Here is a 17,168-nt window from a genome sequence, read left to right as displayed (position 1 = left end):
TTAACAGGAATTTCGAAGTAGATTAGAATTTGATTAGAAATACAAGGAAACTGTTGTTCCCTGTTTATTGGAGCTGATGTCCATACGGATATGGTGCAATTTAAAAATCACATTGGCTAAGGATAGACCGATTCCTTTTCCATTGAAATCTTGCGCATTCTCTCCGCGGTAAAAGTTTTCGGTGACCCGAATAAGTTCTTCTGGCGCGATACCGATACCTTGATCCATAATTTCAACTAATAATCTACCTGTATGCGATTTGAGGTGCACAACGATGGGTTGATTATTGGAGTATTTCACCCCATTCAAAATGATATTTTGAATGGCAAGTTGCAACAGTTTATCATTGGCATCGACTTTTAGGATATCCGTGTCCACCACTTGGATATCAACATTGATTTGAGCGCCATGCACCAAAGTCAATTGTTCAATAATCTCCCATAGCACTTCATCAATACGGATGATCTTGGTTTCGAAATTGGTCTTTGCTCCCGAAAGGATCATCATATGATCGATCGTATCGCGAAGATCTTCGGTATACCGTTTGAGTTGTAAGTTGACCAATTCATGTTCCTCTACGGTACGAGGCTTTTGTTTACTGACTTCCAGCGTACCTAAGAGGGCTGCAAGTGGAGTCCGCAGTTCATGGGATACGTAGTCAATGAAGTTTTTCTGAATGGAAAATGTTTCGCTTAGTTTTTCAACAAAATGATTGTAAGTATCCACCAGCTCCTGGACTTCTTGATAAGATTTGTTTAAAACGATCGGTTCATTAAAATTTTGATCATCTCTCTTTTTAATCTGGTTGATCATCTTCAGGATGGGATCATAAGCAATATTGCCTAAAAATTGGGAAAAGATAAGGATCAAGATGAGCCCGATAAAAGAAACTGCTAATAAAATATGGAGCAGCAATTGCATTTGATCTTGAAATTCAGCGGTTGAAGCTCGAGTGACGATTACAAAATCGCCTTCATTATCATGATAATAGAGTCCATTATAAAAAAATGCATCTGTTTTGAGTTGTGCAACGTCTTGTTTACGCACTAAATCAAAAAATTCAGCCGAAATGGGGATATCTTCTTCCATCTGTCCGTCATAACGTCGATTGAGCGAATCGACGACCAAGATATTACGTTTAGAAATATTCTTTTGAAGCTGATTTTTAATGGTTTCATGTTCAATAAAGGAAACCTCATCTTTCTCCAGGTAAAAGAGTGCCGACAGCAGGGTTTTACTTTCCAGATTTCGAAACTCCTGCCCTTCCATTCTGGTGTAGAAGGAAACATAGATGATCGTCGAAGCGATCAAAATAATCACTCCAAAAATAAAAGCAGCATATACAGAAAGACGATTCTTTAAATTCATTGCTCCAATTTAAATAGATACCCGACTCCCTTTACTGTAAATATATATTTTTGTTTCTTTTCGATCTTATTGCGAACATAGGAGATATACACATCAACTACATTGGTCTGATTATCAAAATTAATTCCCCAAACAGCATTGAGGATCTGAATTCTACTGACTGCTTTATTTTGATTTTCAACGAGGTACATCAGCAGTTTAAATTCTCGGGGAGACAGTTCCAATTCCTGATCGCCGTCATAGACTTTGTACTGATCCTTATCAATTGTTAGCGCACCAACTTGAATACATTGACTTTTTTTAACTTCGAAACCAATCTGACTGCGGCGGGTCAATGCTTTGATCCTGGATAATAATTCGTCAAAATGAAAGGGTTTGGTAAGGTAATCATCCGCTCCGAGGTCTAAGGAATCGACCTTATCTTGTACCGTATTCAATGCGCTCAACATCAACACTGGCGCATGACAGTTCTTGTAACGTAGCGTACTCACCAATTGCCTGCCATCCATGCCCGGAAGCATGATATCAACAATCAATAAGTCCCATGCGATATTCAGAAAATCTGCGATCACTTCTTCAGCAGATCGGCATAAGGTAACCATATAACCATTTTCTTCTAATCCTTTAATTAGAAAATCACTGATCCGCTTATCGTCTTCTACAACTAAAATCTGCATGGTAATATACTTTAATTCACAAATTTAAAGAAAGCTAGGGGTAAAATGGGTAAAAATATAGCTATCTAATGAAATTCTAATCTAGCTTAGGTCTGCTGAACCGCATAAAGTGTGAAGGGATCTAAAAGAAAAAGGAGTATATGTTTTCTTCAGTTTAATAAACATGAAGATGTTAAAAGCGGCAATAACGATCTGTTAAAGTCTTTATTAAATCTAATCTTTGATTTATATACCTGCCATTGAAAAAAGGATTGGAAAAATCGTCAAAATGTTCTTGATGAAAATTCATGAAAAATATCCAAAAACCAAAACTTAAATAGGGAATAGCGGCTATTTCATTTTCATGAAGCTGCCTTATGCCTCTATAAGCTGCAATGAATACGCTAAATTGACGATCTGCTTCTTCTTGAGTTATTTTATTAAATGTAGCATGGAGAGAAAGGTGAAGCCAAAAAGTCATGAGATCATTAACTAAATAGCCTTTTCCAAGGAAATCAAAGTCAAAAAAAGTAATCTGATTTTCATGATCAAAATGAAAGTTTTTTGGAAAAAGATCGTAATGACAGTAGCCATAGCTAAACTTAGATAAATCAAATGTTTTAAACTTGCTGATTACTCTTTCCTTTGTTTCATTAATCCATACAGCCATGGGTGAATTTACGTCGAGAATTGGCTTAAGCGCATGTATAGGTTGTAAAATAGTGGTATTCAAATTATATTCGCGACGTTCAAATGGCAATGTAATTTCAGCCGAGACTTGATGAATCCGCGCGAGTTCTTCTCCGAGACTAGCAAGCTGCGGATTACTGAGCATGTCTAACGATTCTCCCTGTGCATAACTGAATAAGACACCATATCTAGTTCCCTCAGCTGCATCAAACTTTAATATTTGCTCCTCATTTAACGTACGTATAGGAAATGATATACCGATTCCTTTTTCCTTCAGTACATTTAAAAAGAATACTTCGGAGCTTATTTCTTGAAACGATCTATGGGTATTTCTGTATATTCTAAATATATACTTGTGATCTTTGGTTTCAATTTGATAATGATCGTTTACTCCACGCAACAAAAACGTGCATACAAGAATCTCAAATCCATATTCGCTTTGAAGAAAGATTTTCAATGCAGTGGATGACAAAGTAGAATATTGGGTTGGAAAAATAGGCATATGGTTAAATATAATATTTTATCTTCATTTCGTAAGGGCAAAATAAGAATCCCAATTCTGAAAAGTTATAGGAAATAATAAAATGATCTGATGAGCAAAAAGAATTGTACCGCATGCTAATTATGTACCAGAAATATCATTTAGCCTGTATATGCATCCATTATCATGCAATTAAATTCTGGCATAAAAGAAAAGGATCTGAAGAATTAACTTCAGATCCTTTTTCGGTACCCGGAGCCGGGATCGAACCGGCACGGTTTCCCACTAGTGTTTGAGACTAGCGCGTCTACCAATTCCGCCATCCGGGCGGTCCGTTCAAACAAGTATTTCGTTGTTTGGAGTGATGCAAAGGTAGATATTCTTTTGATATATGCAAAATAAAAATACACCTTAGCAAGGAAATATCTGATTATGAATGATTTTATTTTTACATCAAATAAAATCATTCCTTAGAAAATATGCATGTGCTCCCCCAGAATAGCGGAGATAGAACAATAAAGTAAATTTAAATATCCCATATGAGCATCTAAGATTAGAAAAAGAAAGCTGAGGCTTCCTTTTTCTGAACGATTTTATAAACTCGCGATTTTCATTTCGGGATGTTTCTGTCCATTATGGCAAGTTTTACAGGAGATGGCCTTGATCTCCCCTTCTTTATTGGTTTTATGGAAGTATTTCTTATTGATTTTAGCGGTCATTTTCATCATATCACGCGCGACATTTTTGTGTTTATTTTCATCGCTGGCGAAATCCATTTTCTTAGGATCATCTTTTGAAGGGGCATGGCAAAACCCACACTTTACACCAAGGGATGCATTGAAATCATGCATGACTGCTTTTAGTTGATCTGGAGTTGTATTTTTGGGTAATACTTTGAGGTTAGAAAACTTTTCTTCTTTTGGTTTTTCCTGATTTGGAATAAATGCACTCAAAGAGAGTGTTGCTGCAATAACTGCAGTAACCATGCATAATTTCCGATATTTAAAATTAATTTTCTTCATTTTTTTCTTCTTCTTTTAATGACTAAATGTAAGAAATGATGCGATCATAACCTACAATAAAATGAAATTAATATGACAATACAGCAGATTGTTACAAAGTATGATAAAACAAGAAAAGCGACTCCAGATGGAATCGCTTTTCTTTGTTTATTTAATAGTTAGATTAGCTAATGAATAATAATTCGCGCAATTTTGGTAATGGCCATTTTTGGTCATCAACAATTTTCTCTAATTTATTGACATGGTAACGGATATCGTCAAAATAAGGTTTAACGATCTCGTCATAAGCGATAGATTTCTCACGCATATCTTCGATCTGATTTGCTTTTTTACGCTCTTTACGCATCTCTTCCGCTTTTTCAAGAACAGTGTTTACATGGAAGGAAATACGCTCTAAGAAATTCCATTGTGAGCTATATGCTTCTTTTCCTAGACCCAATTCTTTCAAGCCTTGAACATTTTTGATCAATTCATTTTGGTAAATCAAACATGCAGGTGCGATTTGATTGTTAACGATTTCTTCAATAACACGTGCTTCGATCTGCAGTTTTTTATAGAAGTTTTCTAACAAAATTTCGTGACGTGCTTCGCTCTCCCTTTTGGTATAGATTCCTAATTTTTCAAATAATTGAATCGTCTCTTCTTTAACATATACATCTAATGCTTTAGGAGTAGATTTGATATTCGACAGACCTCTTGCTTCTGCTTCTTTCTCCCACTCTTCGCTATAACCATTACCTTCGAAACGGATTGATTTTGAGTCTTTGATGTATTTACGAACAACATTAAGTAAAGCTAAATCTTTCTTGATTCCTTTTTTAATTTGTTTGTCAACTTCAATTTTAAATTCAATCAATTGATTAGCGACAATGACATTTAAAACGGTCATTGGCAATGCTGAGTTTGCTGAAGAACCTACTGCTCTAAACTCAAATTTGTTACCTGTAAATGCAAATGGTGATGTACGGTTACGATCTGTGTTATCCAATCTTAATTCAGGAACTTTAGGAATACCGTGCCATAAGTTTGCTTCAGATTTTACTTTCTTAGCCACACGAGCTGACTCTACCTCTTCTAAAAGATCATCTAACTGTGATCCTAAGAAGATCGAAATAATAGCAGGAGGAGCCTCATTTGCACCTAAACGGTGATCATTACTCGCACTTGCAATCGATGCACGTAGTAAGTCAGCGTGCTCATATACGGCTTTAATGATATTGACAAAGAAAGTCAAAAACATCAAGTTGGTCTTAGGAGTCTTACCTGGGGATAATAAATTAACACCTGTGTTGGTAATTAATGACCAGTTGTTGTGTTTACCTGATCCATTGACACCGCTATAAGGCTTCTCATGTAATAAGACTTTGAAATGATGACGCAAAGCAACTTGGTCCATCAGATTTTGTAACAATTGGTTATGATCGATGGCAAGGTTCATTTCTTCGTACATCGGTGCACACTCAAACTGAGATGGCGCTACCTCGTTGTGCCGAGTTTTTAAAGGAATACCTAATTTCAGTGCTTCATTTTCTAAATCTACCATAAACGCTAAAACACGCTCTGGAATCGCTCCGAAATAATGATCATCTAATTGTTGTCCTTTTGCAGACATGTGACCAAATAATGTACGGCCAGTCAATTGTAAATCTGGACGTGCATTATATAATGAAAGATCTACTAAAAAATACTCTTGTTCAATACCTAAAGAAGCATTTACTTTCGTAATTTGTTTATCAAAATATTGTGCAACATCTGTAGATGCTTTGTCAATAGCACTTACAGCTTTTAACAAAGGTGCTTTATAATCTAATGCTTCTCCTGTGTACGATACAAATACTGTGGGAATACATAATGTCTTACCAGAACCTGTCTCATAAAGAAAAGCGGGTGATGAACTATCCCATGCAGTGTAACCTCGCGCTTCGAATGTATTACGGATACCACCATTTGGAAAACTTGACGCATCAGGCTCTTGTTGTACCAAAGCATCAGCTGTAAATTTTTCAATAGCCTCGCCATTATCATCTGGTTCGAAGAAAGCATCGTGCTTCTCAGCTGTAGATCCTGTCAAAGGTTGGAACCAGTGGGTATAATGTGTAGCACCATTTGATAGTGACCAACTTTTCATGGCTTGTGAAATATGCTCTGCTAAATCACGAGAAATTGCAGATCCTTCCTCAATAGCTTGTGCTAACTCTTTGTATGAGTTTTTAGGAAGATATTCTTTCATCTTCGCTATTGAAAAAACATTCTTGCCGTAAATTTCGGTTGCTTTTTTCGTTTCTACTTTTAGAGAAGCATTCTTGCGTGTTGCAGCTGCTTCAACAGATTGAAATCTTAAGTTAGACATTATATGATTCAGATTTTAAGTTTTTAATACCCTTGTTTTGATTTTTCATCAAATTACTTTGTAAAAATATGTTGTTTTCAATAAAAATTGAAATTTTTTTTGATTTTTTTATTAAAAAGCTTCAACAAATAAAACAAGCGCTAAAAAAAAGAGCTTATTTGTAACAAATAAGCTCTTTTTTAAAATTAATCTACGGAAAAACCCCAATCTATTCCTTTTTCTTTAGCAGGAATTCCGGACTTCAACCATTTTGGTGCAGGAGCACCTTTCAAATAATGGTCAAAAAACTGTTGTTCGCGTATTTGGATATCTTTTCGATTCTGTCGTAACAACAAATTATGTTCGTCACCGTTGTAATTTAACATCCAAACCGGTTTCTGTAAACGACGCAACGCCGTAAACATTTCTATTCCTTGATACCATGGCACTGCTCCATCATTATCATTTGCCATAATGACAACCGGGGTTTTCACTTTATCTAAATGAAAAAGCGGTGAATTGGCCAAGTAAGCATCTTGTGCTTCCCACAATGTCTTTCCAATTCTACTCTGCGTATTTTCATACTGAAATTGTCTTGACATACCGGTTTGCCAACGGATACCACCATAAGCCGAAGTCATATTAACAACTGGTGCACCCGCCCATGCTGCGGCATACATATCTGTTGCCGTGATGAGATGTGCCACTTGGTAACCACCCCAACTTTGTCCTTGAATCCCCAATTTGGAGGAGTCAACCCAGCTATTCTGAGCCAGATGCTTCATACCCGAATTGATATATTCTTCAGCTGATTTTCCTGGTTCTCCTGTTACATAAGAAATATCAGGTGCAAAAACCAAATACCCATTGCTCACAAAATATGGGATATTCAAACGAGATGGTGTAGGCGCTGGAGCTTGATAATTATATAAACCATCCGTCAACTTTTCATAGAAATAAGCAATTACGGGATATTTTTTGTTCGGATCAAAATCTTCGGGTTTGTAAAGAATTCCTTCTGCTTGATGACCTGCTGGTGTCGACCATTGTACCAACTCTGCTGTTCCCCAATTGTAATTTGCCTGTTGCGGATTTAATGCTGTTAATGGCTCTTCCTTTTTAAATGTATGGGTATTCACATATAAATCAGGACTATGAACATAATCTTCTTTGGTATAGATGAACTGCTTTTGGTCGTCAGATGCTTGGAGGTTTCTATAAACGTTAGTTGACATCAGGATCGCTTTCGGATCTTTACGTTTTCCCCGCATTTCATAAAATCCATTTTCTTTCGTTTTTTCATTAAAAGCAGTCAGGATCACTCGTTGACGTTCATCGAGTGTGTTTGATTTCCATTTACTAGTTTGCGTATGGTCCAAATTTTTATAACGCAATACTGTACTTGATGCACGACCATATCCGTTGGTGGCTAGATATTTATCTGATCCATCTAAGGCAAAATACCAGATATCAAATTTATCATTGAGATATACCCCTTTTCCGTCCACTGCCCATGCGGCCATACCGTAACCGCTTGGTTTGCCAGGCATATCGTTATCTTCATCCACAAAAGATACTGGAAGACCATCATTTAATAAGGTGACTTTCTTTGAAGCAATCTGATAGGAATACCAATTGCCATTATCTTGGTTGAAGTAAAGTACATATTGACCATCAGGAGATAAAACCGCTTGTCCGGATAAATTTTCAATCACCAGTTGACGAGCTCCTGAAACGGTAGATACGACATATACATCTTGCTTGCTGCGATAATCCCACTGTGTTTCGATTCTTCTACCAAAATCCGTGGTTGCCAACACATACTCTTGATCTGCTTCAACGGTTGTACGTACTGGATTGAATTTGTCATCTACTAAAGGGATAACTCGGTTTCCCTGCTGCGGATAAAATACACTTAAATAACTTTGGGCAAGATCTTTTTTTAAGTTAACCAATTGCTGCGGCTGCAGGTAGTCGTCCTGCCAATGCCATACATCAACTTTTGCATGCTCAAAATCAACTAATGTGGTGTCTTTGACACGTGGTATAGGAGCCAAACCTAAAAATAGCTTTTGACCATTTTTACTGAATTTTAAATCTCCATCGCCACTTACAGCCCAATTCGTAGGTAATCCAGTGGTATTTTTTTGAACAGCAATACGTGCTGTATCCAACTGAGCGGTATAATAATATAGATTAAAATCCTTGACCAACGATTTTTCTGCACTTCGATCACCTAAATAGACCAATTGATTTCCAATGTCATCAAATGTAAAGTTCTTATACGTACCGCGACCATTTGTGATCTTTTTAAGGGTTTTATTTGTCAGATCGTATAGATAAACGCCCGCAATATTGGAAGTCGAGTCTTTCGCTTCTGCTTTTTTGGTAAAAACCAGTTTATCTCCTGTTTTATTAAAATCGTACTGATCTACCTGCTGAAAATTAAGGGTATCACCTGTTGCTAAATCAAAAAGATGTAAGGTACTGATCTTAGCTGTTTTTTTAGTCTTTGACGCGGTTGTATCTGCAGGTGCAGCTGTTTTTCCGTCAGTCAAAAAACTGAAATATCCACTTGCCTCTTCTGCCAATTTGTATGATTTAACATCAGCATACTTGGTCAGTTTGCCTGTCGCTATAGTATAGACTGCAAGAGAATCTTTTGGCATATCTTCGGGCTTCTTTTTCTTGATCTTTGCTTGGCGTGTATCGACAAACTTAGGCTTGATTAATGAGATGACATGCTTTTCATCGCGCGTTAAACGAGCATTATAGCCCCTAGGTAGGGAAAATATAGCTTTATTTAAATTATCTTTTACATAAAAATTGCCATCCCCTTCTTGAGGTATAACCTGAAATGATATGTATTTGCCACTTACACTTATTTCACTGGCACTCAAACTCTGCCAACTATCATAAACGGTATGGTCTAGTGGTTTCTTTTGGGCTAATAATGCTGCCCCATGCATCGCAAACAATCCTATAAGAATGATTTTTTTATTCATTATTTATCACTTATATTAACACTCTAATTCAAAAACCGCAAATTATCTATTTAAATTCAAATTTAGCAGTTTTTTTTGGTATCATGATTGCTACATATAGAGTCTGTTAAATAGAAATAACCTTATTAGAATATCTGATTATGAAATACAATCCAATCATCATTGCCCTCATTGCAGGTATTGTCATTATTGTAGCTGCCTGTCTTTTCAGTAACGCCTACCGCTATAAATTTAAGTCATCGCAGACCATCACAGTAAATGGAAATGCAAAGAAAGATTTTGAGTCTGATTTAGTAAAATGGAATGCGAGCTATAGCCGCAAAAATTTTGATTTAAAAAGTGCCTCTGACCAACTTGCGGAAGATCGGGAGTTAGTCCGTAAGTTTTTAATCGCTCAAGGGTTAAAATCGGAAGAGATTAGATTTGAAGCGGTAAATATCATTAAGGATTTTGAGTACCATACCGATGGTAAAGGAAGCAGTTATAATACTTTTTCAGGTTATACCCTGTCGCAGACTGTTGGTGTTGAGTCTCGGGATCTCAACAAAGTTGACAATGCATCTCGTGAGATATCGACATTGATCTCACAGGGATTGGAATTAAGCTCCAGTACCCCCAATTATTATTATTCTAAGTTAGAAGATTTAAAATTGGAACTTATTTCTCAGGCTTCGAAAAATGCACATCAACGTGCAGCGAATATTGCATCAGAATCGGCATCTTCATTAGGTCAGTTGGTGAAGGCAGATTTGGGTGTGTTTCAGATCACCGGTCAGAACGACAATGAAGAATTTTCATATGGAGGAGCGTTCAATACCACTTCTAGAAAGAAGACAGCGAACATTACCGTAAAAGCGAGTTATTTGCCACAATAACCTTTGTCCCATCAAGGGAATAATTAATCAGCACAGGTTATCTAAAAAATCATTTTACAATAAACAAAAGCAACATCTTATTTATCAAACGAATAACGTTACAATCAAGATATTAATAGTCTTTCAAGATAAAAAAAATAGGCAATTGATTAAACCAATACATTAATTTTTTCTCTAATCACATATACTAAACATGGTAAAAAATAATAGATATGAAAAAGTTAATGTTACAAACAGGAATAATCGTTGCTACTTTATTGATTTCGATATCTGGTATGGCGCAAACTTTACTTAAACAGGACGTTCAAATATTCCCTGCTCCAGAAAAGGGAATGGTCAAATATGTTATCGAAGTGCCACATGCCGGAATAGCTGGTGACAGCAATAAAAAAATTGAATTTTTTGCTGGTAAATATATGGAGACGGATGCATGCAATAGTTATTTTTTATCCGGAGAATTTGAAAAAAAAGATTTGCAAGGTTGGGGCTATCAATACTATGTTTTTAAAACGGATGGAAATGTAGGCATGACCGAAATGTTCTGTCAAGGTGAAAAGAAGAACACATTTGTGCCTGCTCAATCTGTCATGACGGAGTATAATGGAAGAATGCCAATCGTGATTTACGCACCGGAAGGTTATGAAGTGAAATTCAAAATTTATAAAGCAGAACCTGAAACATATCAAGCTGCAGAGGTTGCTGTTAAAAGTACAAAATAGTTAGATTTGATATACAACAAAAAGCGCTCTTTAAATTTGAAGAGCGCTTTTTGTTGTATCCAGTATTACGATGCTCAATTGAGTCTTTTTATCCTGATGAATGATGATAAAAACTTATCGTTCACTATTTCAAAATTCGTCTAAGAAGACCAATCGAAAAATCTGTTTTTGTTTCTTCTGATAGCTGCCCATCTATACTTTCGAATTGAGAATCATTCAGGTTAATGATCGAATTTCCCACCGTTTTCAAATGCAAAGACTTGAGTTTTACATTTGGATCCTTTGCAAAGAAATTTACTTTAGAATCTTTTGCCTGAACAAAGACTTGTCCATTATTTTGATTGACAAGGTTGACAACGCTGCTATCTAAATCCAAGGTAAAATCTGGTATCTGTAAGGATTCAGACTCACTACTTTTGAGAAGAGATTTTTTCAAATGTAAGGTCAATTTATTGATCGCTATATTTGAATTAAATTTAAATTCTTCTATGCTATCTCCGATGATTTCCAACTGGTCACACTGTCCAGAGAAGTCATTGACAATAAGGTTAGACAACTTAATCTGGGCGATATTTGGAGTAAAAATATAAATGCGTTTATAGTATGATTTTGCATTATCTTTTAGCTCGATATTTAACTGACCCTCCGCATTGACAGAAACAGCAACTTCACTCTCGCTATTTTTATCTATCTTAACGGCATATTTATCACTTTTTACCAGGAAGAGACCGATCGATCCTTTTTGATTACCGATAACATTTACGTTATTAAAATTTTTAGTCTTGAAGGTTTTTAGGTACGTATCTTTGCTATTGGGATCAGTCCCCTCTTGACGAAGGATATCCTCATACACTTTTGTATCCACTCGATCATGGCCAACAATATAAGAAGTGGTGACTATAGGAATTATAAATAATGCTATCCCCAAGCCTATCAATATTTTACTACTCAGTTTCATAATTCGTTATTTTTAAAATTTTGTTCGATAAAAGATTGATACCGTTGCTTGAGTTCATCTAAACTAATTTCCAAGAGATAGATATTTCTAAAAAACGGATTGAGATCTTCTTCTAAAAAAACAGCTTTGCGATATGCCTTAACTTTTTCCACCGATGTATCGGTCACAAAAAATCCAACTCCTCGTTTATTGACAACAATTTCTTTTTGTTGCAGCAGGTCATAAGTGCGCATCACGGTATTTGGATTTACTTCCAATTGTACGGCAAGTTCACGTACCGAAGGCAGTTTATCCTCCACTTTCCAAGTCCCCAGCAGAATATGATCACAAACATATGCTGCTATCTGGAGATAAATGGCTTTATTAGCATTAAAATCCATTTTAAACCTCCTTTTCCTTTAATTTCAAAAATGCTAAACCCCAAAAAGTTAATGTTAAAAATATACCAATTGCTAGAACAAGTTGAAGTGAATGGACCTTCTCATCAAAATAATTATTGTTATCTATGCCAATGGTATTATCGGTTGTTAATTTCATCACATAAATAAATGTGATGATCCAGACCGCTATATAGATGATCATGGTGATAGCTGTTTTAATGTATTGATAATTTTGGTAAGCAATGGAACCTAATAAAAATAGGGCATTCAATATAAATGGTAGAAAATAAAAATAGGGCAAAAATTCAGATTTTTCCATTTTGAAGAAATACATCCAATTATCGACCACCACTGGCCCCCTGGGCTCCATTTGAATAGTTGTAATGGAAGATCCAATACTTCTTAAATAAGATACAAATGCTAAATCAACTAAAAAGAATAATAAGAAATAAGCAGACAAACTAACAATCGCAGTATAAAATACTGCAGAAAGAAATTTTTCTAGCCTTGAAGCCGGAATCATCAATTCAAAAATAGCTTTTGTCTTTTGTCCCAAATCAGAAAAATAACTGCTCGATATAATCGTAATAAAAAACAATCCTAAAAAATAAAATAAGGGTTGTCTAAAATTAAGCACGTATCGCCCCATTTCAGAGTGTGTACTTATATCTCCATAATTATTAAAAATTGAAAAACCATAAAAAGCAATAAAGATCCCAGCAATGATCACTATCGACATCATATAGATTTTCCCCACAGCAATCCATTGCCGACGGATCAATGCACATAAGCGATTAAAATTAAATACGTTCGACATCTTCTGTAACGTTTAAAAGGTTTGTAATCAATTCTTTTTTCTGTAAAACGGCATTAAACAAGAGTTCAAGATCTAATTTAGAATCGTCCCCCAATGTATTTAGCTGTATCGTATTATAGCCGCCTAATGCAGGTTCGGCATAGAGCACATCGTCACTTAATTCGCGTACTTTTTTGAAACTGATCCGATCCGTAATGATATTCACATCTGCATTCAGCACCACGCGATGCTCATCCAATAGGATAACTGCATCGATGAGGTTATCGAGATCACGCACCTGGTGGGTCGAAATAATAACACAGCGTTCGTCCGATATCGCTGAAGCCATAATTTTACGAAATTGAACTTTTGAAGGAATATCCAAACCATTGGTCGGTTCATCCATAATCATGATTTTGGTATTGGAAGCCAAGCCAAATGATATAATGTACTTTTTCTTCTGACCATAGCTCATGTTCGCCAACTTTTGTTCTATCGGAATCTCAAATTCGTGAATCAGCTGCTGAAAATACTGATGATCAAATTTGGGGTAAAAGACAGCATTGGCCTTTACAAAAGTGGCGGATTTCACTGCAGGTAAATGAAATTCCTCAGGAATAAAACTGATTTCCTGAAGCAGAGCAGGTTCGCGATGGCAAGGATTATAGTGTAACACTTCAATCGTACCACTTACAGGATAGACCAAACCGGCCATATTCTTAAGTAAGGTTGACTTGCCTGCACCATTTTTCCCCAACAAACCATAAATATGTCCTTCTTTTAATGTTAAGTCCATATTTTTAAATAATGGTCGCGTTTTGCTGTAGCTGAAATTTAGGTTTTTAATAGTTATCATACTACTGTATTATTTAATTAATACACTAATATAGAAAGGAAAAATGAAAATGCAATTATTTTTTATTTTTTTTATTATGATAACTGATGTGACGTCAAATCAGAAGGAGTAATAGTGCGATATCTTAATTCATCAAGCAGGTCAAATAAAAAGACCGCTTCCCATGCTATATGGATAAACGGTCTTTTTTCAATACAATTTCAGTAATTGTTGTAATCTTCGGTTTTTTAATAGCTCATGTGACCTGATTTGGTTTGTCAACTATTTTAGGAAAAGCATCAAAACCAATCTCGAAAAGACTAGTTACATGTTTTAAGAATCATGGCGGATGCTCCTCCTCCTCCATTACATATCGCTGCTAATCCATATTGTCCTCCTTCTTGTTCCAGTACACTTGTTAAGGTTACTAGAATCCGAGCACCTGAACAGCCTAGCGGATGCCCTAAAGATACTGCTCCACCGTATACGTTTATTTTTTCTAAGGAAATATCCAGTATTCGAGCATTAGCCAACGCCACAACGGAGAATGCTTCATTAAATTCAAAGAAATCGATATCAGCTAAAGTCAGATTTGCTTTCTGTAGTACTTTTTTCACCGCCAGACTTGGTGTTGTTGTAAACCACTCTGGCTCTTGCTCCGCATCAGCATAGGCGATAATTTCGGCTAAAGGCTGTAGACCCAGTGCTTCCATTTTTTCACCAGACATCAACAGTAATGCAGCAGCACCATCACTTAATGTAGATGCATTAGCTGCTGTAATAGTTCCCTCTTTCTCAAAAGCTGGTTTGAGGGTATATATTTTATCGAAATTAACTTGGGTAAATTCCTCATCTTGTTTCACCATTTGCTCTCCTTTACGTGTGGTAATGGTAACGGGTGTAACTTCTTTGTCAAACTTTCCTTGCTGCCAAGCATCACGGCTTCGGGTATAGGATGATACCGCATATGCATCTTGTTCTTCCCGGTTAATACCATATTTCGCAGCACATAATTCACCAAAAACACCCATAGCCTCTTGGGCATAGGCATCACTAAGTCCATCTCGTTGTACGCCATCGACCAAAGTTTGATTTCCGTACTTCGCACCCCAACGTGCCGCTGGTACATAATAAGGAACCCGACTCATACTTTCCATACCTCCGGCTAGTACTACTTCCGCATCGCCCAATAAAATAGCTTGCGCACCCAAGGCTACTGCCTTCATCCCACTTGCACAAACTTTATTAATGGTGGTTGCTGGAATATGATCAGATAAACCAGCATATTTCACCACCTGACGTGCAGGAGCCTGTCCCAGATCTGCTTGTAACACACAACCCATTAACACTTCATCAACTTCTTCTCCATCTACAACGGCCTGTTTCAAAACTGCATTCGCAGCATGAGCCCCCAGTTCTGTTGAACTCAGGGTGGATAGTCCGCCACCAAAGCTTCCTATTGCTGTACGCTGTGCAGCGACAATAAATACTTTCTTAGTCATCGTTTATTATTTTGGTTATCTATGCTACTACCGTGTTTTGTGTAAACATCAAATCTGCATATTTTGTATACCGATCGGTGTTCACTTAGACAAAATCGTTTGGGGATAGCTTTATCATAAAGTTATGTTTAAAGGTACAAAAATAGTAAACAGGAAATCAACAGCTGAAGCATATATTTTAATTCCACCTAAAAAACAGTTCTAGAACTACTAAAAACAGGAAACTAGCTCTGTTCAAAAGAGTTTCACAAATATTTAACCTTCAAATAAATGAAAACATCATCTTTTTAATTTAATTTAGCTTCAAACTTACTTGGAACACTAAGTCTAACGTAAAGTATAACCAATATAACTTAATAGCATATGCAAGCAACATCATTAACCGTTGAGCATCACGTATTCCGCGAAAGTTTAAAAGCATTCATCCGTAAAGAAATCCTGCCCCATATCGATCAATGGGAGGAAGAGGGAAAAATAGACCGCTCCATTTGGAAAAAAATGGGCGATATGGGATTTACAGGACTTAATTATCCCGAAGCTTACGGCGGACTAGATTTGGATTTCTATTATTCCATGATTTTGTGCGAGGAACTTTCCCACTGTTTTTCTGGAGGATTTACCATTACTGCATTAGTGATCCAGTATATGTCGGCTCCTTATTTACTGAAATACGCTTCTGAAGAATTAAAAGAAAAATATTTAAAGGGAGTGATTGCAGGAGATTTGATCAGTGCTGTCGCCATCACTGAACCAGGTGCGGGATCAGATGTGCAAAAAATCAAAACAACTGCTATTCGTGAAGGAGATCATTACCTGATCAATGGTTCAAAAACATTTATTACGAACGGTTATTATGGTGATTTTTTTATCACCGCTGTGAAGACTGACCCAAGTAAAGGGAGTAAAGGTATCAGTCTAATCTTGATTGATCGACATGCTGCTGGCGTAACGGCTACTAAAATCAATAAAATGGGATGGCACGCTTCGGATACCGCGGAACTGGGTTTTAATCAAGTAAAAGTACCCGTATCAAATTTGATTGGTGAAGAAGGTGCTGGTTTTAGCTATTTGATGGATGGATTGCAATTGGAACGTCTTACTGCTGCGATTCACAGTATCTCTACTGCGGAGTCGGCTTTAGCGTATACGATGGAGTATATCAATAAACGAGAGGCTTTCAAACAAAAAATTCAGGATTTTCAAGTTGTCAGACATCGTGTCGCACAAATGGTCGCCGATATAGCGGTTACTAAAGCTTTTATCTATTCATGCTGCGATTTACAACAGTCGGGAATGTATGCGGTAAAAGAATGTTCAATCGCTAAACTACAAGCCAGTGAACTCGCGGTTCGTGTGGTAAACCAATGTTTTCAATTTTTTGGAGGATATGCTTTTACGGAAGATTATAAAATAGCACGCCTATACCGTGATGTTCGAGTGGGTACGATTATTGGTGGCACTTCTGAAATCATGCTGGAAATTATTGCTAAAATGACGATTGATAAAGTCAACTATCAGCAACAAGCTAGTACACCTATTTCTTCAAATTAGT

At 36.5% G+C, this 17,168-nt stretch carries 14 protein-coding genes and 1 tRNA gene; 3 read left to right on the top strand and 12 right to left on the bottom strand.

Going from position 1 to position 17,168, the window contains the following annotated elements; translation table 11 throughout:
• Positions 1-33: 33 nt before the first annotated feature.
• From C8N37_RS01205 to C8N37_RS01175, 7 genes are all read right to left on the bottom strand, one after another.
• A complete protein-coding gene (locus C8N37_RS01205; protein ID WP_045753742.1) occupies positions 34-1,368 on the bottom strand; it encodes a sensor histidine kinase in 1,335 nt (444 codons plus the stop codon).
• Complete coding sequence (locus C8N37_RS01200; RefSeq protein ID WP_108157177.1) at positions 1,365-2,045, bottom strand: response regulator transcription factor; 681 nt, start codon at positions 2,043-2,045, stop codon at positions 1,365-1,367. The genes C8N37_RS01205 and C8N37_RS01200 overlap by 4 nt, the downstream gene beginning before the upstream one ends.
• A gap of 172 nt (positions 2,046-2,217) precedes the next feature.
• Complete coding sequence (locus C8N37_RS01195; RefSeq protein WP_108157176.1) at positions 2,218-3,216, bottom strand: phosphotransferase enzyme family protein; 999 nt, start codon at positions 3,214-3,216, stop codon at positions 2,218-2,220.
• 228 nt (positions 3,217-3,444) lie between these two features.
• A tRNA-Leu gene (locus tag C8N37_RS01190) sits at positions 3,445-3,524 on the bottom strand.
• 264 nt (positions 3,525-3,788) lie between these two features.
• Positions 3,789-4,217, bottom strand: a complete 429-nt coding sequence (locus C8N37_RS01185; protein ID WP_108157175.1) for a c-type cytochrome — start codon at positions 4,215-4,217, stop codon at positions 3,789-3,791.
• Positions 4,218-4,380: 163 nt separating this feature from the next.
• Entirely contained in the window at positions 4,381-6,567 is a 2,187-nt protein-coding gene (locus C8N37_RS01180; protein WP_108157174.1) for a glutamine synthetase III family protein, read from the bottom strand.
• A gap of 185 nt (positions 6,568-6,752) precedes the next feature.
• Positions 6,753-9,551 (bottom strand): S9 family peptidase, encoded by a 2,799-nt coding sequence (locus tag C8N37_RS01175; protein WP_108157173.1) that lies wholly within the window; start codon positions 9,549-9,551, stop codon positions 6,753-6,755.
• Between the two features lie 140 nt (positions 9,552-9,691).
• Between C8N37_RS01175 and C8N37_RS01170 the strand changes: the two genes are divergently transcribed.
• Together C8N37_RS01170 and C8N37_RS01165 are read left to right on the top strand one after the other, a co-directional pair.
• Positions 9,692-10,426 carry an SIMPL domain-containing protein gene (locus C8N37_RS01170; protein ID WP_108157172.1) on the top strand — a complete coding sequence of 245 codons (735 nt, stop codon included), beginning with the start codon at positions 9,692-9,694 and terminating at the stop codon, positions 10,424-10,426.
• A gap of 212 nt (positions 10,427-10,638) precedes the next feature.
• The gene (locus C8N37_RS01165) at positions 10,639-11,145 is read left to right on the top strand and encodes an ecotin family protein (RefSeq protein WP_108157171.1); all 507 of its coding nucleotides are present in this window, start codon (positions 10,639-10,641) and stop codon (positions 11,143-11,145) included.
• A 124-nt stretch (positions 11,146-11,269) separates the two neighbouring features.
• Here the strand turns inward: C8N37_RS01165 and C8N37_RS01160 are convergent, their stop codons facing one another.
• From C8N37_RS01160 to C8N37_RS01140, 5 genes are all read right to left on the bottom strand, one after another.
• Positions 11,270-12,103 (bottom strand): carbohydrate kinase family protein, encoded by an 834-nt coding sequence (locus C8N37_RS01160; RefSeq protein ID WP_108157170.1) that lies wholly within the window; start codon positions 12,101-12,103, stop codon positions 11,270-11,272.
• A complete protein-coding gene (locus C8N37_RS01155) occupies positions 12,100-12,483 on the bottom strand; it encodes a GntR family transcriptional regulator (RefSeq protein WP_108157169.1) in 384 nt (127 codons plus the stop codon). Before C8N37_RS01155 ends, C8N37_RS01160 begins: the two co-directional genes overlap by 4 nt.
• Before the next feature lies 1 nt (position 12,484).
• Entirely contained in the window at positions 12,485-13,300 is an 816-nt protein-coding gene (locus C8N37_RS01150; protein ID WP_108157168.1) for a hypothetical protein, read from the bottom strand.
• Entirely contained in the window at positions 13,284-14,075 is a 792-nt protein-coding gene (locus C8N37_RS01145) for an ABC transporter ATP-binding protein (protein WP_244914308.1), read from the bottom strand. Before C8N37_RS01145 ends, C8N37_RS01150 begins: the two co-directional genes overlap by 17 nt.
• Positions 14,076-14,434: 359 nt before the next feature.
• On the bottom strand, positions 14,435-15,616 hold the full coding sequence (locus C8N37_RS01140) for a thiolase family protein (RefSeq protein ID WP_108157166.1): 1,182 nt from the start codon (positions 15,614-15,616) through the stop codon (positions 14,435-14,437).
• 363 nt (positions 15,617-15,979) lie between these two features.
• Here C8N37_RS01140 and C8N37_RS01135 point away from each other — a divergent pair, with 363 nt between their 5' ends.
• Complete coding sequence (locus tag C8N37_RS01135; protein WP_108157165.1) at positions 15,980-17,167, top strand: acyl-CoA dehydrogenase family protein; 1,188 nt, start codon at positions 15,980-15,982, stop codon at positions 17,165-17,167.
• Position 17,168: the final 1 nt, after the last annotated feature.

This window comes from Sphingobacterium faecium (genome assembly GCF_003054045.1).
Classification (GTDB): Bacteria; Bacteroidota; Bacteroidia; order Sphingobacteriales; family Sphingobacteriaceae; genus Sphingobacterium; species Sphingobacterium faecium.
Note: the sequence above shows the minus strand (reverse complement) of the source record. Positions and strands in the feature narration are given on the sequence as shown.